The organism is Pseudomonas sp. 18.1.10 (assembly GCF_024655625.1).
In the GTDB taxonomy this organism is placed as follows: domain Bacteria; phylum Pseudomonadota; class Gammaproteobacteria; order Pseudomonadales; family Pseudomonadaceae; genus Aquipseudomonas.
Genome location: NZ_JANLGL010000124.1, coordinates 1 through 18,019, shown reverse-complemented (window position 1 = coordinate 18,019; position 18,019 = coordinate 1). Strand labels below are relative to the sequence as shown.

The window sequence follows — 18,019 nt, the reverse complement described above, 5'->3', positions numbered from 1 at the left end:
TGGATCAGTCACTCAAGTATCGACTGGCACACCGTATTCGCGAGCAAGCCCGCTCCCACACAAGCCCACCCACATTGTTCCCCCGGTGTTCTTGAGGGTTTAGCGCGGCCCGGAAACCACCAGCATCTGCCCCGGCTTCAACGCCTGGCCAGTGCGCGGGTTCCAACGCTTGAGATGTTGCATCTCGACGTTGAAACGCTTGGCGACGATGTACAGTGAGTCGCCTTTCTGCACCTTGTATTGCACGGGTTTCTTGCTGGCCGCGAGCTTGCGTGTGTCTTGCATCACCAGGGTCTGGCCGACCTTGAGCTGCTGGCCATTGAGCTTGTTCCAGCGTTGCAGGTCATGCACATCGACCTTGTTGGCCTTGGCGATCAACGTCAGGTTATCGCCACTGCGCACCTTGTAGCTGCGGCTGCGCCCGGCAACGGCCTTGGTTTCAACTTCGTCGAACACCGGCTTTTTCGGACGCATGCTCAGCAATTCTTCCGGCTTCATCGTCGAAAGGGTGCTGGTCAACAATTGCGCCTTGGAGGTCGGTACCAGCAGGTGCTGGGGGCCGTCCAGGGTGGTGCGTTGTTTCAGGGCCGGGTTGAGCTGGAACAGCTCGTCTTCGTCGATCTCGGCCAGCGCGGCAACCCGGGACAGGTCCATGCTTTGCTTGACTTCAACCACTTCGAAGTACGGCTGGTTGGCAATCGGGTTCAGGTTCACGCCGTAGGCTTCGGGCGCCAGCACCACCTGGGACAGGGCCAGGAACTTGGGCACGTAGTCCTTGGTTTCCTGGGGCAGTGGCAGGTTCCAGTAGTCGGTGGGCAGGCCGAGCTTTTCGTTGCGCTCGATGGCCCGGCTCACCGTGCCTTCGCCGGCGTTGTACGCGGCGAGGGCCAGCAACCAGTCGCCGTTGAACATGTCGTGCAGACGGGTCAGGTAGTCCAGGGCGGCGGTGGTGGAGGCGGTGATGTCGCGGCGGCCGTCGTAGGCGCGGGTCTGGCGCAGGTTGAAGTAGCGCCCGGTGGAGGGGATGAATTGCCACAAGCCGACCGCATCGCTGCGCGAATAGGCCATTGGGTTGTAGGCGCTTTCGATCACTGGCAGCAGCGCCAGCTCCAGGGGCATGTTGCGTTCTTCAAGGCGTTCGACGATGTAGTGAATGTAGAGGCTGCCGCGTTCGCCGGCGTTCTCCAGGAAGGACGGGTTGCTGGCGAACCACAGGCGCTGTTGCTCGATACGCGGGTTGACGCCGACGCCGTCCTGCAATTGAAAGCCCCGGCGCATGCGTTCCCAGACATCCTGGGGCACTTCCGGGGCAGGCTTCTCTGAGAGCCAGATAACGGGTTTTTGCTTGATCTTGGCCGCAAGATTCGGTTTGGGTTGCACGGTGGATTGTGCAGCGTAATTTGTCGATTGGCAGCCCGCCAGAGTCGCGGACACAGCCACCGCCACGGCTTGAGCCAGGCGGGTCAATGCGTCTGAAGAGATGGATTTACGAATAGATGACGACATTGGCTGGAAGTAAGTTCCGGGCAAAAATGTCGGGCGATTCTAGAAAGCGCTTTGGTTCCGGTCAACCATTCAGAAATTACGTATCAGATTGCGTTGCCTTAGAACTTATCTTTCCATGCCCTCAAGCTCGCAAATACCTCGGTCCCAGAGCGGTTGTCGCGGCCATTCCGTTCGTCCGCTTTTTCTTTAACGGATGTTTCAGCGGTACGCAGGAAGGGGTTGGTACGCTTCTCCAGGGCCAGGTTGGACGGCAGCGTCATCTCGCCGCGGGCCCTTAGCTGGCGGACGTTTTCCACCCGTTCGGCAATGTCGGCGTTGTGCGGTTCCACCGCCTGGGCAAACTTGAGGTTGCTTTGTGTGTATTCGTGGGTGCAATACACCAAGGTGTCGGCAGGCAGGGACGCCAGATGCTCGAGAGACGCGTGCATCTGCTCCGGCGTGCCTTCGAACAGGCGCCCGCAGCCGGCGGCGAATAACGTGTCGCCACAGAACAGCACGCCCGGGTGATAAAAGGCGATATGGCCAAGGGTGTGGCCGGGCACGCTATAAACGTCGAAGTCCCAGCCCAGTACGCTAATGCGGTCGTTGTCATCGAGGGCCACGTCCCGCGCCGGGATCTTTTCGTGCGCCGGGCCGTAGACCTTGGCGTCTGTAACACTTTTCAGTTGTTCGACACCGCCGACATGGTCATGGTGATGGTGGGTGATGAGGATGTCGCTGAGGGTCCAGCCGGGATTCTGTTCGAGCCAGGCCAGTACGGGCGTGGCATCGCCGGGATCGACCACGGCGCAGCGCTGGGTCCGGGGGTCTTGTAACAACCAGATGTAGTTATCGGTGAAGGCGGGCAGGGCACTGATCTGTATCATTCTTCGATTCGCCAAGCTGAACACATTGGTGCATCTTAGAACGTCTAGGCGAGTTGGAGAATGCAATGACTGATAAAGCGTTCGCCCAGGCCGATCCTGAGTGGCTGGCCCTGATCGGCGCCGCCCGCGAATGGCTGTCGGGGCCGATCGGGCAATTTTTGCTGGATGAAGAGCGGCGCATGCTTGAAGACGAGTTGGGCCGGTTCTTTGGTGGCTACCTCGTGCATTACGGTCCCTCGGCCCAGACCCCGCCGTCCGCACCGCAGGTGCAACGCAATGTGCGCCTCGGTGCGCCGCTGCCGGGGGTGGAGATTGTCTGCGAGGAGCAGGCGTGGCCGCTGAGCGAACACGCCGCCGACGTGGTGGTGTTGCAGCATGGCCTGGATTTCTGCCTGTCGCCCCACGGCCTGCTGCGTGAAGCGGCGAGCAGTGTGCGCCCGGGTGGCCATTTGCTGATTGTCGGCATCAACCCCTGGAGCAGTTGGGGCCTGCGCCATGTGTTCGCCCACGATGGCCTGCGCCAGGCGCGCTGTATCTCGCCGTCACGGGTGGGTGACTGGCTGAACCTGCTGGGCTTCGCGCTGGAGAAACGCCGCTTCGGGTGCTATCGTCCGCCGCTTGCCTCGACCAAGTGGCAAGCCCGGTTGGCCGGCTGGGAACGCCGTGCCGGCGCCTGGCAGCTGTCGGGTGGCGGCTTCTATTTATTGGTGGCGCGCAAGATCGTGGTAGGCCTGCGGCCCGTGCGCCAGCTGCGGCGTGAACCCATGGGCAAGCTCGTGCCAATGCCGATGGCCAAGGTCAACCGCAAGCAAAGCGAACCGTAAAACTTCTTTTTGATTTCGAACCGAGTAACCGATGACCGATACCGTAGAACTCTTCACCGATGGCGCCTGCAAGGGCAACCCGGGCCCTGGCGGCTGGGGCGCGTTGCTGGTGTGCAAGGGCGTGGAGAAGGAACTGTGGGGCGGCGAAGCCAACACCACCAACAACCGCATGGAGCTGATGGGCGCCATTCGCGGCCTGGAAGAACTCAAGCGCCGCTGCAACGTGTTGCTGGTGACCGACTCCCAGTACGTGATGAAGGGCATCAACGAGTGGATGGTCAACTGGAAGAAGCGTGGCTGGAAGACGGCCGCCAAGGAACCGGTCAAAAATGCCGACCTGTGGCAACTGCTCGACGAGCAGTGCAATCGCCATGACATCACCTGGAAATGGGTGCGCGGGCACATCGGCCATCCTGGCAACGAACGCGCCGACCAGTTGGCCAACCGCGGTGTGGACGAAGTGCGCGGTTACAAGCAGAGCTGACGCCTACAGCGCAGCGATGGCCTGGGCCAGTTGCATATCGCTGTAGCTTTGCCCGGGCAGGCGTTCACGGACATGCGCCAGCGCCGACTCCAGGCGCACACCACGGATCTGGCCGTCGCTGGCGACGAAGGCTTCGGCGTCATCCCTGGCGGCCTGCACAATCTTGTCATCCTTGAATGAAGAGCTGGTGCCCTTGGTGGCACTCATGGACAGGCTGACCAGAAAGTCGCTGGTCATCACGAAACTGGTGGCGTGTGCCGTGCAGGCGCCGCCCATCAGCAGCAGGGCGTACAGGGCTTTTGAAAGGTTCATGGTGGAAGGCAATCCGTGGGTGGCTGGGGCGTGCAGGCTAGCAAGAGGGCCTCGGGCAAACTGCGGCGGCTTTGCGAAAGAGTGTAAGAAACTGTCGAAAAGCCAAGGCCTTGGGCCAGCCTTGGGCTGCTTGGGGCATGACGTGCTAATATCCCGGCCTTTGAAATACACCACCCGTTGAGAGCTGAACCCTGATGGCCATCCGATCCGTTGTACTCGATACCGAAACCACCGGCATGCCGGTGACCGATGGCCACCGGATCATTGAAATCGGCTGTGTCGAATTGATGGGGCGACGCCTCACCGGTCGTCATTTCCACGTCTACCTGCAACCGGATCGCGACAGTGACGAAGGCGCGATTGGCGTCCACGGCATCACCGACGAATTCCTCAAAGGCAAGCCACGCTTTGCCGAAGTGGCCGATGAGTTCTTCGAGTTCATCAACGGCGCCCAGCTGATTATCCATAACGCGGCGTTCGACGTCGGCTTCATCAATAATGAGTTTGCCCTGATGGGGGCGACGGATCGCGCGGACATTTCCAAGCACTGCTCGATCCTCGACACCCTGATGATGGCTCGTGAGCGCCACCCGGGGCAGCGCAACAGCCTCGATGCCTTGTGCAAACGTTATGGCGTCGACAACTCCGGCCGTGAACTCCACGGCGCCTTGCTCGACTCCGAGATTCTTGCCGACGTCTACCTGACCATGACCGGTGGGCAGACCAGCCTGTCCCTCGCCGGTAACGCCTCGGATGGCAGTGGCTCGGCGGAAGGCTCGGGCAACCGCCCTTCGGAAATCCGTCGCCTGTCGGCGGATCGCAAGCCCATCACCATCATCCGTGCCAGCGAGCAGGATCTGGTCGAGCATGCGCAGCGGTTGGAAGCGATCGCCAAGTCGGCGGGTGCGCCGGCGTTGTGGACTCAGCTGACCGAACAGTAAGCCTGACCGGGTACTCTCTGAATGTGTGAGCTGGCTTGTGTGGGCGCGGGCTTGCTCGCGAATGCGGTGGTTCAGTCGACAAATTCGGTGACTGACACGCCGTCTTCGCGAGCAAGCCCGCTCCTACACAAGCCCCTCACACATTTGATCTATATCGGCTTCGAAATCTTCATTCGCTACATCCGCTCCCAGCTTCTACCCTTGAGTGCATAGCCCTCAGGACTACAAGCACTCATGTACAAAGACCTGAAGTTCCCAGTGCTTATCGTGCATCGCGACATCAAGGCCGACACCGTTGCCGGTGACCGGGTTCGCGGCATCGCCCGAGAGTTGGAACAAGAAGGCTTCAGTATTTTTTCCGCCGTGGACTACGCCGAAGGCCGGCTCGTGGCGTCCACCCATCATGGCCTGGCGTGCATGCTGATCGCCGCCGAAGGCGCCGGCGAGAATACCCACCTGCTGCAAAACATGGTCGAGCTGATCCGCCTGGCGCGGTTGCGGGCACCCAACCTGCCGATCTTTGCCCTGGGCGAACAAGTCACCCTGGAAAACGCGCCGGCCGATGCCATGAGCGAGCTCAACCAGCTGCGCGGCATTCTGTATCTGTTCGAAGACACCGTGCCGTTTCTCGCCCGGCAAGTGGCCCGCGCTGCTCGCACTTACCTGGACGGCCTGCTGCCGCCATTCTTCAAGGCGCTGGTACAGCACACTGCCGACTCCAACTACTCCTGGCACACCCCTGGCCATGGCGGTGGCGTGGCCTATCGTAAAAGCCCGGTGGGGCAGGCGTTTCATCAGTTCTTCGGGGAAAACACGCTGCGTTCGGACTTGTCGGTGTCCGTGCCGGAGCTGGGCTCGCTGCTGGATCACACCGGCCCGCTGGCTGAGGCGGAAGCCCGCGCCGCGCGCAATTTCGGTGCCGACCACACGTTCTTCGTCATCAACGGTACGTCCACCGCGAACAAGATCGTCTGGCACTCCATGGTCGGGCGCGACGACCTGGTACTGGTGGACCGCAACTGCCACAAGTCGGTGCTGCATTCGATCATCATGACCGGCGCGATCCCGCTGTACCTGTGCCCGGAGCGCAACGAACTGGGAATCATCGGCCCGATTCCATTGAGTGAGTTCAGCCCGGAATCGATCCGCGCCAAGATCGATGCCAGCCCGCTGACCCGTGGTCGGCCGCCGAAGGTGAAGATGGCGGTGGTGACCAATTCCACCTATGACGGGCTGTGCTACAACGCCGAACTAATCAAGCAGCAATTGGGCAACAGTGTCGAGGTGCTGCACTTTGATGAAGCCTGGTACGCCTACGCGGCGTTTCACGAGTTTTTCGCCGGGCGCTACGGCATGGGCACCTCGCGCACACCGGACAGCCCGCTGGTGTTCACCACGCACTCCACGCACAAACTGCTCGCGGCCTTCAGCCAGGCGTCGATGATCCATGTGCAGGACGGTGGTGCGCGCCAACTGGATCGCGACCGTTTCAACGAAGCGTTCATGATGCATATCTCCACCTCGCCGCAGTACAGCATCATTGCCTCCCTCGACGTGGCCTCGGCCATGATGGAAGGTCCGGCCGGGCGTTCGCTGTTGCAGGAGATGTTCGACGAGGCCCTGAGTTTCCGCCGTGCCCTGGCCAACCTGCGCCAGCATATCGCTGCCGAAGACTGGTGGTTCTCCATCTGGCAGCCGCCTTCCGTCGCCGGCATCGACCGCGTGGCGACGGCGGATTGGTTGTTGCACCCCGAAGATGATTGGCACGGCTTTGGTGACGTTGCCGAGGACTACGTCCTGCTGGATCCGATCAAAGTCACGCTGGTGATGCCCGGCCTGACTGCAGGCGGAGCCCTTAGCGATTGCGGGATTCCGGCCGCGGTGGTCAGCAAATTCCTCTGGGAACGCGGGCTGGTGGTGGAGAAAACCGGGCTGTATTCCTTCCTCGTGCTGTTTTCCATGGGCATCACCAAAGGCAAGTGGAGTACCTTGCTCACCGAGCTGCTTGAATTCAAACGCAGCTACGACGCCAATGTCAGCCTCGCCAGTTGCTTGCCCTCGGTCTACGCCCAAGGGGTGGTGCGCTATCAGGGCCTAGGGTTGCGCGACCTGTGCAACCAATTGCACAGCTGCTATCGCAGCAACGCCACGGCCAAACACCTCAAGCGCATGTACACCGTGTTGCCGGAAATCGCGATGAAACCGGCGGATGCCTATGACCAATTGGTGAGGGGCGAAGTGGAGGCGGTTTCCATTGATGCCTTGCCAGGACGCATCGCAGCGGTAATGCTGGTGCCTTATCCGCCGGGCATTCCGCTAATCATGCCAGGGGAGCGCTTTACCGAGTCGACGCGCTCGATCATCGATTACCTGGCATTTGCCCGTACGTTCGATAGCAGCTTCCCCGGTTTTGTCGCGGATGTTCACGGGTTGCAACACGAAGACGACGGCAGTGGTCGTTGTTACACCGTCGATTGCATCAAGGGTTAAGAATGTTTATGCAAGCTGTAATGAACCCGAAGTATCCAGGGCTCAGTGTGCGGGTCGCCGACGAGGGCTTTGATGCCTACGTGTGGGGCAATGACTTCAGCTTTGAGGTCAGCGCCTATGGCGTGCCGCAGATGGACGTGCGGGTCGATCAATGGGCGGTGGATCGCATCCTGCCGTACCGCAAGTGTTACGGCATCGACCCGGAAGAGTTCGCCAGTTTCCGTGATGCGCCCGACAGCGCGATCTTCATGGCCTACCTCGACGACCAGGCGGTGGGCCACATCGTGGTCAGCACCAACTGGAATGGTTTTGCCCACGTCGATGAGCTGGCGGTGGCGTTGCCCGCACGGCGTCATGGGGTGGCGAAGGCGCTGCTGGATGTGGCGCAATTCTGGAGTCGCAAGAAAAACCTGCCGGGCATGATGCTCGAAACCCAGAACAACAACCTCGGTGCTTGCCGCCTGTACGAGCGTTGCGGCTACGTGATGGGCGGCATCGACCACCTGCGCTATCGCGGCATCGACCCGCAGACGCGTGAGGTGGCGATCTTCTGGTATCGCCTGTTCAAGAGCGAAGTCGCCCAGCCTTAACCCGCCAACAAGTCTTGCGCCTTCTGCGTGACAATCTCCAGCAACGCATTCAGTGCTGGAGAGGTTGCGCCGTCCTTGAGGGTCAGCGCATAGAGGTTGACCATGATCGGCGGTGACAGCGGGCACGCATCCAGCCCGGCGTCCCGTGCGCCGAAAGCCGTGAACGGATCGACAATCGCCAGGCCTTCGCCGGCTTCGACCATGCTGCGCATCATCTGGTAGGTCTGTACGCGGGTCTGTACCACCGGCAGCGGGCGCAAGGCTTGCAGCTTGGCGTCCAGCAGGCGGCTCAGCGGGTCCTGGCCCTCCAGGCCGATCATCGCCTGCCCGGCCAGGTCGGCCAGCGCAATGTACTTCTGCTTGGGTTTGAGCCAGCCGTGGGGCGCGAGCAATTGCAGTTTGCCCTGGGCCAGCACGCTGCTCTGGATTTGTGGGTGTTCCGGGTCATGCAGGCTCAGGCCGACCTCGGCCTCGTGCAACAACAGGCTTCTGACAATCTCGCGGGTCGGCTGGCTCGACAGGTTGCACGGCGTGTCCTGGAAGCGTCGGCGCAGTACCGCAATGCTTTGCGGCAGCAGTTGATTGGCCAGCGGCGGGGTGCACAAGGCGCGCAGGGGCGGGGCGTGATGGTGTTTCAAGCGGCTGGCCAGGCGTTGTACCGGCTCCAGTGCTTCGTACACGTGGGCGATGGTGGCTTGCAGCTCCAGGGTTTCCCGCGTGGCCTGCAGGCGCCCGCGCACGCTGGCGAACAGCATGAAGCCCAGTTGCTGCTCGGCGTCCTTGAGCGCGGCATCCACATCGCCCACGGGGAGTTGCAACCATTCGGCGGCCGTGCCGAGGTGTCCGGTCTGCAAGATGGCCTGAATCACTTCGATATGACGTAAACGCATCGGCGGAGTCTATGTGCAGCGCGCCGGGGATTCAATAGAATGGCTGCGCTGATGAACAACGACCAAAGCCGGCTCCCGGCACTTACAACAAAAACAGGTCTGGTCCCATATGCCTCTACCCTCGACATTCTTCGGGGTAACGGCCAAGCAACTCCTGGTCCTGGTGACCGTGGGGTGTGTGGCTGCTTATCTCTTCGACCCCTATGACGACACCGCGCCGGACAATCTGGCACGTGAAGCGTTTGTCCGCTCCCAGGAGCAGGTGACCGAGCAGGTGGGCGCGGTGCTGGAGATCGCACTGCTCAGGCAGGTGGTCGCGCACCCCAGCAATAACGGGGCGGGTTACAAGCGTTCGCTGTACGCCGTAGAGGGCGAGCGGGGGAAGGTGTTGGTGGCGCTGAAGGAAGTCGAGGGTGAGCAGGGCATAGAGGTCACCCAGATCAGCCGCCCGTGATCCCCGGCCCAGTCAACGCCATGCATGGCCAGGACTGAGCGGGTAGACAGGGCGCGGTCTTATGACGCGAGGGTCGTTTCCGATTCGCGCACAATGATGATGCCCGACTGAATCAATTTGAATTCATCGCCTTCCAGCTTTTCTACACGGTCGCCAATGGCCAGCTTGTAGGTGGTGGTAGGCGCCGAGCCAGTCACATCGCCTTGCGCCGGGTTGGATTCCTGGAACTCATGCACCGAATACACACGTCCCTCTGCGTCTCTGGCATGAAACTGTCCGACTAGTACTGCTGCCATCTGTTTAGAACCTCTGGAGATAATCACTCGATTTGCGGTTCTGTAGACCGTCATGGAGCGGTGTAGTTTACCTACGTGAAAAAAATACTATTCTCTGTCGTTTTTAGAATATTCCTACAGCGCAAAGCACTTGCGGGATTCTCAAAACCTTCTGGTGAACGTGCCGCGAAGACTCTATAACTACACACTCCTTTAGTCAGACGTCGGGAAAACCTCCATGAGCAAGGTCTACACGATTGCCGTCCTGGTTGGCAGCTTGAGAAAAGAGTCGATCAACCGCAAGGTCGCCCTGGCCTTGGCCGCACTGGCCCCTGCAAACCTCAGGTTGAACATCGTCGAAATTGGCGATTTGCCGCTCTACAACGAAGACATTGACGGCGCGACACCGCCGGCAGCCTACAGTAGTTTCCGTCAACAGGTGAGTTCATCCGACGCGGTGTTGTTCGTCACCCCGGAATACAACCGCTCCGTGCCGGCCCCGTTGAAGAATGCGATTGATGTGGGCTCGCGCCCGTATGGCAAAAGTGCCTGGAGCGGCAAGCCGGGAGCGATCATCAGCGTGTCGCCGGGCGCCATCGGTGGGTTTGGCGCTAACCATCATCTGCGCCAGTCCCTGGTGTTCCTCGATGTGCCGTGCATGCAGCAGCCGGAAGCTTACCTGGGCGGCGCGGGGAGTGTGTTTGACGAGGCAGGCAAGCTATCGGAAAAGACCCGGCCGTTCTTGCAGGCGTTTATCGATGCCTATGGCCAGTGGGTAGCCAAGCAAAAAGCCTGACTTGGTAATGAGATCAAAATGTGGGAGCAGGCTTGGCATCCAAGCCTGCTCACTTATTGGGTTTAGCGCAGCCAGTTGGTGCGTGCCAGCTCAATGACCTCGTCGCCACGCCCACTCATCACCGCCTTGAGCATGTACAGGCTGAACCCTTTAGCCTGCTCCAGCTTGATTGTCGGCGGCATCACCAGTTCTTGTGTCGCAGTGACCACATCCACCAATACCGGCCCATCATGGGCCAGTGCGCGACGCAGCGCCGGCTCCAGTTCTTCGGACTGCTCCACGCGAATGCCCAAAATGCCCATGGCGTTGGACATGGCGGCAAAGTCCGGGTTTTTCAGCTCGGTGCCAGTGTCCAGATAGCCCGCTGCTTTCATCTCCATGGCCACGAACCCCAGTGACGAGTTATCGAAGACGATGACTTTCACCGGTAATTTCAGCTGTGCCAGCGAGATGAAGTCCCCCATCAACATGGCAAAACCGCCGTCGCCAGACATCGAGATCACCTGCCGCCCGGGAAATGCCGCTTGCGCGCCAATGGCCTGGGGCATGGCATTGGCCATGGAGCCGTGGTTGAACGAGCCGATCAGCCGGCGCTTGCCATTCATCTTCAGGTAGCGCGCCGCCCACACGGTGGGCGAGCCCACATCGGCGGTGAAGATCGCATCATCGTCCGCCAACTCACTGAGCAGGCGTGCCACGTATTGTGGGTGGATCGGCCGGTTGGCCTTGGACGGTTGCGCCAAGTCATCCAGGCCCTGACGGGCTTTTTCGTAGTGCTTTAGCGAGGTGTCGAGAAAGCTGCGATCGGTTTTGCGCGTCAGGCGTGGCAGCAAGGCGTCGATGGTTTCACTGACGTCAGCGGCGATGCCCAGGTCCAGCGTGGCGCGACGACCCAGTGCCTGGGGGTTGCGGTCGACCTGGATGATCTTGGCGTCGGTCGGGTAGAACTGGCGGTAGGGGAAATCGGTGCCGAGCATGACCAAGGTGTCACAGTCGAGCATGGCATGGTAGCCGGAGCTGAAGCCGATCAGGCCGGTCATGCCCACGTCGAAGGGGTTGTCCCATTCCACATGTTCTTTGCCGCGCAGGGCGTGTACCACGGGCGCGCCGAGGGCGTCCGCCAGGGCCACCACTTGATCGTGGGCACCGGCACACCCGCTGCCGCAGAGCAACGTGGTTTTCTGGCTGCTTTGCAGGATCTCGGTGAGCCGTTGCAGGTCATGTTCCGCCGGCAGCGTGCGTGGCGCATTCAGGGTTGGCCAGGGCTTGAGTGGGGCTTCCACGTCCAGCAACGACACATCCCCCGGGATCACCACCACCGCCACGCCGCGATTGAGGATCGCCGACCGCATGGCGCGGTGTAGCACGTGGGGCATCTGCTCGGGGTTGGTCACCAGTTCGATAAAGTGGCTGCACTCCTTGAACAGTTCCTGGGGATGGGTTTCCTGGAAGTAATTCAGGCCGATCTCCGTGGACGGAATCTGCGCCGCAATCGCCAGCACCGGCACATGGTTGCGATGGCAGTCGAACAGGCCATTGATCAAATGCAGGTTACCCGGCCCGCAACTGCCGGCGCATACCGTCAATTCACCGGTGGCCGCGGCTTCGGCACCGGCGGCGAAGGCCGCCACTTCCTCGTGGCGCACGTGCATCCACTCGATGCTGTCCATGGTGCGCAAGGCGTCGGTGAGGCCGTTGAGGCTGTCGCCGGTCAGGCCCCAGATGCGCTTGATGCCCGCCTGTTCAAGGGTGGTCGCCAATTGCTGGGCCAGGTTGATTTTCGCCATGAAGAACTCCAATCGTCAGTGAGGTTAAAAACTGCTGATCAATAGGGGACAGTTCGATCACGGCGGATGTTCACCCTTTAATGTGAAGATTGCGCCATGGCCGCCCGGTACTGCCGGGTGCGCCGCGCCAGAAACCATTGGTCCTGCACCAGCGCCATGCACGGCGCAACCTTGGCGCTTGGTGCGTGGCCGCGGCTGAGGCGCCGCATCTGGTGACGCACCACCGCAAGGATGGCCAGCGACGCCAGAGGCTTGCGCTTCCAGTCGATGGGCTTGAGTTGCGGGTTGGGGTCGCGGCCTTCGCGCCAGTGCTGGATCAATTGCGGCTCAAGCGTCAGGGCGGTGGCGATCCCGGCCATGGCGACGCCGCTGTCTAGCACCTGTTGCACGATAGGCAGGCGCCGGATGCCGCCGGTGACCATCACCGGCATCTTGGCGATGGTCGCCAGTTGGCTGGCGAACTCCAGAAAGTAGGCTTCTCGCGCCAGGGTGCGACCGTCACGCGCTTCGCCTTGCATGGCCGGGGCTTCGTAACTGCCACCGGATAATTCCAGCAGGTCAATGGGCAACGGATTGAGCATTTCGACCACAGCGCGTGCGTCGGCTTCCGCAAAGCCGCCACGCTGGAAGTCGGCGGAGTTGAGTTTGACGGCGACACAAAACGACGGGCTGACGCTGGCGCGTACCGCACGGATCACTTCCAGCAACAGGCGCGCGCGGTTCTCGAGTGAGCCACCCCAGCGGTCGGTACGCTGGTTGCTCAATGGCGACAGGAACTGGCTAAGCAAGTAACCGTGGGCACCATGGATCTGCACACCGCTAAACCCGGCTTTTTCGGCCAGGCGGGCGCTGGTGGCGAAGCGCTGGATTACCTCCTGGATGTCGTCCTCGGTCATGGCCTTGGGCTTGGCGAACATCTTTGAGAAACCGCCCAGGTCGAGGGCCACGGCGGAAGGCGCCATGGCTTGCTGGCGCAGGTTGGCCGGGGTCTGGCGCCCCGGATGGCTGAGTTGCACCCAGAAGTGCACGCCTTTGTCCCGGGCGACATCGGCCCATTCGCGAAAGCTGTCCAGCTGTTGCTCGTCTTCCAGTGCGACACCGCCGGGGCCGGTCATGGCGCGACGGTCGATCATCACGTTGCCGGTAATCAGCAAGCCGGGCTCACCCTCGGCCCACGCCTTGTAGAGCTGCTTCAACTCACGGGACGGCGCCTGATTGCCATCGGCCATGTTTTCTTCCATCGCGGCCTTGGCGATGCGGTTGGAGATGACTTGGCCATTGGGCAGTTGCAAGGCTTCAAAGGGTGACATGGGTTGACTCCTGAACGGGGGAGGCGTCAGGCTAAGCTTAAAGTTAACTTTAATGTCAAGCAGGCGATGGCGATGAATATTGGTGAGCTGGCAAAACAGAGCGGATTGGCGGCGTCACGCATCCGTTTTTATGAAGCCGAGGGCCTGATAAGCCAGGTGGGGCGCCAGTCCAATGGCTATCGGCGCTACTCGGCGGAGGCGTTGCAGACGCTGCAGCTGATCCAGAGCGCGCAACAGGCCGGCTTTACCTTACAGGAGCTCAAGGCGTTGATGCCGGCACCGGGCGAGCACAAGCGCGAGGAGTTGATCGAAGCGCTGGAGCGCAAGGTGGTGCAGATCGAAGGGATGCAGGCGCAATTGGCCCACAGCAAGGCGCAGTTGTTGGGGGTGATCGAGGCGGTGCGGGCGCAGCCGGAAGGTGTGCCGTGTTCCATGGGGCAGAAGCAGGTGCTGGCGTCGATCAAACTCAACGGATAAAAAAAGCCCTGGCAGGCCAGGGCTGATTGTTCCCACGCTCTGCGTGGGAACGATCGTCATCAGCGGCGGCGGAACAGCGGCAGCGGTTCATCCGTTGCCGCCTGGTACGTCACCGAGAAGTCCTTGAGGCTTTCCAGTGCTTCGTACGGGTCTTTGTCGGCGCGCAAGGCGAAGGCATCGAACCCGCAGCGGCGCAGGTAGAACAGTTGGTCGCGCAGGATGTCGCCAATGGCGCGCAGTTCGCCTTTGTAACCATAGCGGTCACGCAGCAGGCGCGCGTTGGAGTAGTTGCGCCCGTCGGTGAAGGCCGGAAAATTCAGCGCGATGACCTGGAAATGTTCCACGTCGGCGCCGATCTCTTCGGCTTCTTCATCGGCGTCCAGCCACACACCCAGGCCGCCATCGCGGGCCTTGAGGGCGTGACCGTGCTCGCGCCACAGGGACAGCGGCACGATCAGGTCGTCGCAGTTGGAAATGCCGTCGAAGCTCGCATCCTTGGGCAGCAGGTGCCAGGTTTCGTCGAGGACTTCGTTGTTCTTAATGATTCGCTGCATAGACGCGCTCCTTGAACAGGTCGATGCCGATGCGCTGGTAGGTGTCGATGAAACGCTCATCTTCGGTGCGCTGTTCGATGTACACATCGATCAGTTTGCCGATCACCTCGGGCATGGCTTCCTGGGCGAACGATGGGCCGAGGATCTTGCCCAGGCTCGCATCGCGGCTGGCGCTGCCACCCAGGGACACTTGGTAGAATTCTTCGCCTTTCTTGTCCACGCCCAGGATGCCGATGTGGCCGACGTGGTGGTGACCACAGGCGTTCATGCAACCGGAGATGTTCAGGTCCAGCTCGCCGATGTCGAACAGGTAGTCCAGGTCGTCGAAACGGCGCTGGATCGATTCGGCAATCGGGATCGACTTGGCGTTGGCCAGGGAGCAGAAGTCGCCACCCGGGCAGCAGATGATGTCGGTCAGCAGGCCGATGTTCGGCGTGGCGAAACCACCTTCGCGCAGCTCGCCCCAAAGGGTGAACAGCTGGCTTTGCTCAACGTCCGCGAGAATGATGTTCTGCTCGTGGGAGGTACGCAGTTGGCCATAGCTGTAGCGGTCGGCCAGGTCGGCGACGGCGTCCAGCTGCTTGTCGGTGATGTCGCCCGGGGCAACACCGGTGGGTTTCAGCGACAGGGTCACGGCCACGTAGCCTGGCTTCTTGTGCGCCAGGGTGTTGCGGCCACGCCAGCGGGCGAAACCTGGATGTTCCAGGTCGAGGGCTGCAAGCTCGGCGTCCTGATTGCTCAAGGCCTTGTATTCAGGATCAACGAAGTGCTTGGCAACACGATGCACTTCGGCGTCGGTCAGGGTGGTCTGGCCGCCGCGCAGGTGTTCCATCTCGGCGTCGACTTTCTGGGCAAACACCTCAGGCGTCAGCGCTTTAACCAGGATCTTGATCCGCGCCTTGTACTTGTTGTCACGACGGCCATAGCGGTTGTAGACCCGCAGGATGGCATCGAGGTAGCTCAACAGGTCCTGCCACGGCAGGAACTCATTGATAAAGGCACCGACCACCGGCGTACGGCCCAGGCCGCCACCCACCAGCACACGGAAACCCAACTCGCCCGCCGCGTTGTACACCGGCTCCAGGCCGATATCGTGTACTTCGATGGCGGCGCGGTCCGAGGTCGAGCCATTGATGGCGATCTTGAACTTGCGCGGCAGGTAGGCGAATTCCGGGTGGAAGGTGGTCCATTGGCGGACGATTTCACACCAGGGGCGCGGGTCGATCAGTTCGTCTGCGGCAACGCCGGCGAATTGGTCGGTGGTCACGTTGCGCAGGCAGTTACCGCTGGTCTGAATGGCGTGCATCTGCACGGTCGCCAGTTCAGCCAGGATGTCCGGCACGTCTTCCAGCGCCGGCCAGTTGAACTGAACGTTCTGGCGCGTGCTGATGTGCGCGTAGCCTTTGTCGAAGTCGCGGGCGATCTTGCCCATCATGCGCATCTGACGGGAGGTCAGTTGGCCATAGGGCACGGCTACCCGCAGCATTGGCGCAAAGCGCTGAACATAAAGGCCATTTTGCAGGCGCAGAGGGCGGAACTCTTCTTCGCTCAGTTCACCTGCTAGGTAGCGTCGGGTCTGATCGCGGAACTGCTTGACGCGGTCCTCGATGATGCGCTGATCGTATTCGTCGTATACGTACATATAGGTCCTGTTCTCGGCAAATCTGCGCGCACGGCCGCGCACTCCCAACGGAGCCGGCGCACGATACCAGTTTGCGTTTATGCGCAAAAGTGATGTTTGAGTATATGCAAATAACCAAATCGACTAATGAGAACGGTTATCGCAATATCCACATTTGTCATGCGGGCAATCTTGATCTTTACTGTGGTCGAGTCTTCGTGCAGTCACCTAATAAAACCGATAAGAGGCGATGCGATGAGCAATTCAACCAAAGCCCGTAAACCCGACAGTACCGTTGATGCCTGGGCCATTCTGTTTCTGATTATCTTGGTGGTGGGCACCGCGGTGTTCTGGGTGAGCCACCAATAAACCACGTTGATTGAGCCTCGATTGAGCAGCTAATTGCCACTATCATGGCGGTCATTGCTCAAGGCTTGAATGACGATGTTGAAGGTTCTGATTACCTGTGTGTGGTTGTTGGGGGCGGCGTACGGGGCGGTGGCTCATGCGACGTCTGTGGTGTTTCTCAACCCGGGCCTGTCGACGGAAACCTTCTGGGTCAGTTACACGCAATTCATGCAGGCCGCGGCCAAGGACCTCGGCCTGGATTTGCGTGTGCGCTATTCCGAGCGTGATCCCCAGAACTACCTGGTCCAGGCCCGGGAAGTGCTGCAAGGCACAGCGCGCCCCGATTACCTGGTGCTGGTGAACGAGCAGTACGTGGCGCCGCAGATTCTGCGCATGGCCCAGGGCAGCGGGGTCAAGCTATTGATTGTGAACAGCCTGCCAACGCCCGACCAAGTGCAGATGCTCAATGGGCGCAACGCGGCGCAGTGGGTTGGCAGCCTGGTCGCCAACGATGAGGAGGCGGGCTACCTGATGCTCACCGACCTGCTGCGCCAGCACGGTCCGCTTGCTCCGGGCGAGTTCGTCGACCTGTTGGCCTTTTCCGGCGTCAAGAACACCCCATCCGCGCAGTTGCGCGAACAGGGCATGCGCCGTGCGTTGGCGCAGCACCCGCAAGTGCGTCTGCGCCAGTTGGTCTACGGTGAGTGGGCGCGTGAGCGCGCCTTTGAGCAAGCGACGCAATTGTTCAAGCGCTACCCGCAGACGGCGCTGGTGTGGTCGGCTAACGATCAAATGGCCCTGGGCGCGATGCAGGCCCTGCAAGGCAGTGGGCGCACACCGGGCAAGGACGTGCTGTTCAGCGCGATCAACAGTTCACCCGAGATATTGCAGGCGCGCCTCGACGGGCGCCTGAGCACGTTGGTGGCCGGGCATTTCACCTTGGGTGGCTGGGCGATGGTGTTGATCGGCGATGATGCCGCAGGTGTGGATTTGGCCGCGCACGGCGGGCGTGACCGTCAGGCGGCGTTGTTCCAGCTGATCGATGGCGCCCAGGCGCAACGGTTGCTGGGGCCGATGCCGGCGGTGAACTTCCGCGCGCTGTCGGCCAAGGGCAAGCCGGCGTCCTACCGCTACCCGTTCAACCTGCAACTGCTGCTGCGCTAAATCCCGGCGAGGTGCAGCACCAACTTGACGATCCCGAACAGCGTCAAGGCAAACACCGCCGTGAACAGAATGCCCAGGATCACAAAGTGGCTGGGCTTGCCGTGGGTAAAGTCGCGGGCGCGGTTCTTGCCGCTCTGCACGCCGAACGCGGCGGCCATGACGCTGTGGAGCATCTGCCAGAAGGTGGGGGGCTTGTTGTCTGTTGGATCGTCCATACATCCTCCGCTGCAAAGAGCCTGAGGACAGCATAGACGCTGCATGATTGTGGCGAGGGAGCTTGCTCCCGCTGGGCTGCGTAGCGGCCCCACGATCTTGGGAGCGCTGCGCACT

The 18,019-nt window shown here is 61.2% G+C and carries 19 protein-coding genes; 9 read left to right on the top strand and 10 right to left on the bottom strand.

Features of this window, described 5'->3' with window-relative positions:
• Positions 1-99 precede the first annotated feature (99 nt).
• Both NUV89_RS19590 and gloB read right to left on the bottom strand, forming a co-directional pair.
• Positions 100-1,506, bottom strand: a complete 1,407-nt coding sequence (locus NUV89_RS19590; RefSeq protein ID WP_026137021.1) for a transglycosylase SLT domain-containing protein — start codon at positions 1,504-1,506, stop codon at positions 100-102.
• Between the two features lie 98 nt (positions 1,507-1,604).
• Positions 1,605-2,372, bottom strand: coding sequence for a hydroxyacylglutathione hydrolase (gene gloB / locus NUV89_RS19585; protein ID WP_257782596.1), 768 nt, complete (start codon positions 2,370-2,372; stop codon positions 1,605-1,607).
• A 65-nt stretch (positions 2,373-2,437) separates the two neighbouring features.
• Here gloB and NUV89_RS19580 point away from each other — a divergent pair, with 65 nt between their 5' ends.
• The gene (locus tag NUV89_RS19580; RefSeq protein ID WP_257782595.1) at positions 2,438-3,196 is read left to right on the top strand and encodes a class I SAM-dependent methyltransferase; all 759 of its coding nucleotides are present in this window, start codon (positions 2,438-2,440) and stop codon (positions 3,194-3,196) included.
• Between the two features lie 31 nt (positions 3,197-3,227).
• On the top strand, positions 3,228-3,680 hold the full coding sequence (gene rnhA / locus NUV89_RS19575) for a ribonuclease HI (protein WP_017738572.1): 453 nt from the start codon (positions 3,228-3,230) through the stop codon (positions 3,678-3,680).
• 3 nt (positions 3,681-3,683) lie between these two features.
• Here rnhA and NUV89_RS19570 read toward each other — a convergent pair whose 3' ends face one another.
• Positions 3,684-3,992, bottom strand: coding sequence for a DUF2388 domain-containing protein (locus tag NUV89_RS19570; protein ID WP_257782594.1), 309 nt, complete (start codon positions 3,990-3,992; stop codon positions 3,684-3,686).
• Between the two features lie 200 nt (positions 3,993-4,192).
• Between NUV89_RS19570 and dnaQ the strand changes: the two genes are divergently transcribed.
• From dnaQ to NUV89_RS19555, 3 genes are all read left to right on the top strand, one after another.
• The gene (dnaQ, locus tag NUV89_RS19565; protein ID WP_374684527.1) at positions 4,193-4,933 is read left to right on the top strand and encodes a DNA polymerase III subunit epsilon; all 741 of its coding nucleotides are present in this window, start codon (positions 4,193-4,195) and stop codon (positions 4,931-4,933) included.
• A 234-nt stretch (positions 4,934-5,167) separates the two neighbouring features.
• Positions 5,168-7,423 (top strand): Orn/Lys/Arg decarboxylase N-terminal domain-containing protein, encoded by a 2,256-nt coding sequence (locus NUV89_RS19560; protein ID WP_257782592.1) that lies wholly within the window; start codon positions 5,168-5,170, stop codon positions 7,421-7,423.
• Between the two features lie 8 nt (positions 7,424-7,431).
• Positions 7,432-8,013 carry a GNAT family N-acetyltransferase gene (locus tag NUV89_RS19555; protein WP_257782591.1) on the top strand — a complete coding sequence of 194 codons (582 nt, stop codon included), beginning with the start codon at positions 7,432-7,434 and terminating at the stop codon, positions 8,011-8,013.
• Here NUV89_RS19555 and NUV89_RS19550 read toward each other — a convergent pair.
• Positions 8,010-8,903 carry a LysR substrate-binding domain-containing protein gene (locus NUV89_RS19550; RefSeq protein WP_257782590.1) on the bottom strand — a complete coding sequence of 298 codons (894 nt, stop codon included), beginning with the start codon at positions 8,901-8,903 and terminating at the stop codon, positions 8,010-8,012. The genes NUV89_RS19555 and NUV89_RS19550 overlap by 4 nt on opposite strands.
• A 109-nt stretch (positions 8,904-9,012) precedes the next feature.
• Between NUV89_RS19550 and NUV89_RS19545 the strand changes: the two genes are divergently transcribed.
• Positions 9,013-9,357, top strand: coding sequence for a hypothetical protein (locus NUV89_RS19545; protein WP_257782589.1), 345 nt, complete (start codon positions 9,013-9,015; stop codon positions 9,355-9,357).
• A 59-nt stretch (positions 9,358-9,416) separates the two neighbouring features.
• Here NUV89_RS19545 and NUV89_RS19540 read toward each other — a convergent pair whose 3' ends face one another.
• On the bottom strand, positions 9,417-9,653 hold the full coding sequence (locus NUV89_RS19540; protein WP_124528781.1) for a hypothetical protein: 237 nt from the start codon (positions 9,651-9,653) through the stop codon (positions 9,417-9,419).
• Positions 9,654-9,870: 217 nt separating this feature from the next.
• Here NUV89_RS19540 and NUV89_RS19535 point away from each other — a divergent pair, with 217 nt between their 5' ends.
• Positions 9,871-10,428 carry an NADPH-dependent FMN reductase gene (locus NUV89_RS19535; RefSeq protein WP_257782588.1) on the top strand — a complete coding sequence of 186 codons (558 nt, stop codon included), beginning with the start codon at positions 9,871-9,873 and terminating at the stop codon, positions 10,426-10,428.
• A 62-nt stretch (positions 10,429-10,490) separates the two neighbouring features.
• Here the strand turns inward: NUV89_RS19535 and poxB are convergent, their stop codons facing one another.
• Together poxB and NUV89_RS19525 are read right to left on the bottom strand one after the other, a co-directional pair.
• Positions 10,491-12,215: a ubiquinone-dependent pyruvate dehydrogenase gene (gene poxB, locus NUV89_RS19530; protein ID WP_257782587.1), complete on the bottom strand. Its 1,725-nt coding sequence runs from the start codon at positions 12,213-12,215 to the stop codon at positions 10,491-10,493.
• Positions 12,216-12,292: 77 nt separating this feature from the next.
• The gene (locus tag NUV89_RS19525; RefSeq protein ID WP_257782586.1) at positions 12,293-13,525 is read right to left on the bottom strand and encodes an NADH:flavin oxidoreductase/NADH oxidase family protein; all 1,233 of its coding nucleotides are present in this window, start codon (positions 13,523-13,525) and stop codon (positions 12,293-12,295) included.
• Between the two features lie 72 nt (positions 13,526-13,597).
• Between NUV89_RS19525 and NUV89_RS19520 the strand changes: the two genes are divergently transcribed.
• Positions 13,598-14,002, top strand: a complete 405-nt coding sequence (locus NUV89_RS19520) for a MerR family transcriptional regulator (protein WP_257782585.1) — start codon at positions 13,598-13,600, stop codon at positions 14,000-14,002.
• Between the two features lie 59 nt (positions 14,003-14,061).
• Here the strand turns inward: NUV89_RS19520 and NUV89_RS19515 are convergent, their stop codons facing one another.
• On the bottom strand, positions 14,062-14,556 hold the full coding sequence (locus tag NUV89_RS19515; protein ID WP_257782584.1) for a DUF934 domain-containing protein: 495 nt from the start codon (positions 14,554-14,556) through the stop codon (positions 14,062-14,064).
• Entirely contained in the window at positions 14,540-16,198 is a 1,659-nt protein-coding gene (locus NUV89_RS19510) for a nitrite/sulfite reductase (protein WP_257782583.1), read from the bottom strand. The genes NUV89_RS19515 and NUV89_RS19510 overlap by 17 nt, the downstream gene beginning before the upstream one ends.
• 423 nt (positions 16,199-16,621) lie before the next feature.
• Between NUV89_RS19510 and NUV89_RS19505 the strand changes: the two genes are divergently transcribed.
• Entirely contained in the window at positions 16,622-17,689 is a 1,068-nt protein-coding gene (locus tag NUV89_RS19505) for an ABC transporter substrate-binding protein (RefSeq protein ID WP_257782582.1), read from the top strand.
• On the opposite strand, the gene NUV89_RS19500 is transcribed toward NUV89_RS19505, so the two are convergent.
• Complete coding sequence (locus NUV89_RS19500) at positions 17,686-17,904, bottom strand: DUF2970 domain-containing protein (protein ID WP_257782581.1); 219 nt, start codon at positions 17,902-17,904, stop codon at positions 17,686-17,688. The genes NUV89_RS19505 and NUV89_RS19500 overlap by 4 nt on opposite strands.
• Positions 17,905-18,019: the final 115 nt, after the last annotated feature.

Coding starts and splice junctions, on each gene's coding strand:
- NUV89_RS19590 (WP_026137021.1), bottom strand. CDS start 1,506: ATGTCGTCATCTATTCGTAAATCCATCTCTTCAGACGCATTGACCCGC.
- gloB (WP_257782596.1), bottom strand. CDS start 2,372: ATGATACAGATCAGTGCCCTGCCCGCCTTCACCGATAACTACATCTGG.
- NUV89_RS19580 (WP_257782595.1), top strand. CDS start 2,438: ATGACTGATAAAGCGTTCGCCCAGGCCGATCCTGAGTGGCTGGCCCTG.
- rnhA (WP_017738572.1), top strand. CDS start 3,228: ATGACCGATACCGTAGAACTCTTCACCGATGGCGCCTGCAAGGGCAAC.
- NUV89_RS19570 (WP_257782594.1), bottom strand. CDS start 3,992: ATGAACCTTTCAAAAGCCCTGTACGCCCTGCTGCTGATGGGCGGCGCC.
- NUV89_RS19560 (WP_257782592.1), top strand. CDS start 5,168: ATGTACAAAGACCTGAAGTTCCCAGTGCTTATCGTGCATCGCGACATC.
- NUV89_RS19555 (WP_257782591.1), top strand. CDS start 7,432: ATGCAAGCTGTAATGAACCCGAAGTATCCAGGGCTCAGTGTGCGGGTC.
- NUV89_RS19550 (WP_257782590.1), bottom strand. CDS start 8,903: ATGCGTTTACGTCATATCGAAGTGATTCAGGCCATCTTGCAGACCGGA.
- NUV89_RS19545 (WP_257782589.1), top strand. CDS start 9,013: ATGCCTCTACCCTCGACATTCTTCGGGGTAACGGCCAAGCAACTCCTG.
- NUV89_RS19540 (WP_124528781.1), bottom strand. CDS start 9,653: ATGGCAGCAGTACTAGTCGGACAGTTTCATGCCAGAGACGCAGAGGGA.
- NUV89_RS19535 (WP_257782588.1), top strand. CDS start 9,871: ATGAGCAAGGTCTACACGATTGCCGTCCTGGTTGGCAGCTTGAGAAAA.
- poxB (WP_257782587.1), bottom strand. CDS start 12,215: ATGGCGAAAATCAACCTGGCCCAGCAATTGGCGACCACCCTTGAACAG.
- NUV89_RS19525 (WP_257782586.1), bottom strand. CDS start 13,525: ATGTCACCCTTTGAAGCCTTGCAACTGCCCAATGGCCAAGTCATCTCC.
- NUV89_RS19520 (WP_257782585.1), top strand. CDS start 13,598: ATGAATATTGGTGAGCTGGCAAAACAGAGCGGATTGGCGGCGTCACGC.
- NUV89_RS19515 (WP_257782584.1), bottom strand. CDS start 14,556: ATGCAGCGAATCATTAAGAACAACGAAGTCCTCGACGAAACCTGGCAC.
- NUV89_RS19510 (WP_257782583.1), bottom strand. CDS start 16,198: ATGTACGTATACGACGAATACGATCAGCGCATCATCGAGGACCGCGTC.
- NUV89_RS19505 (WP_257782582.1), top strand. CDS start 16,622: ATGTTGAAGGTTCTGATTACCTGTGTGTGGTTGTTGGGGGCGGCGTAC.
- NUV89_RS19500 (WP_257782581.1), bottom strand. CDS start 17,904: ATGGACGATCCAACAGACAACAAGCCCCCCACCTTCTGGCAGATGCTC.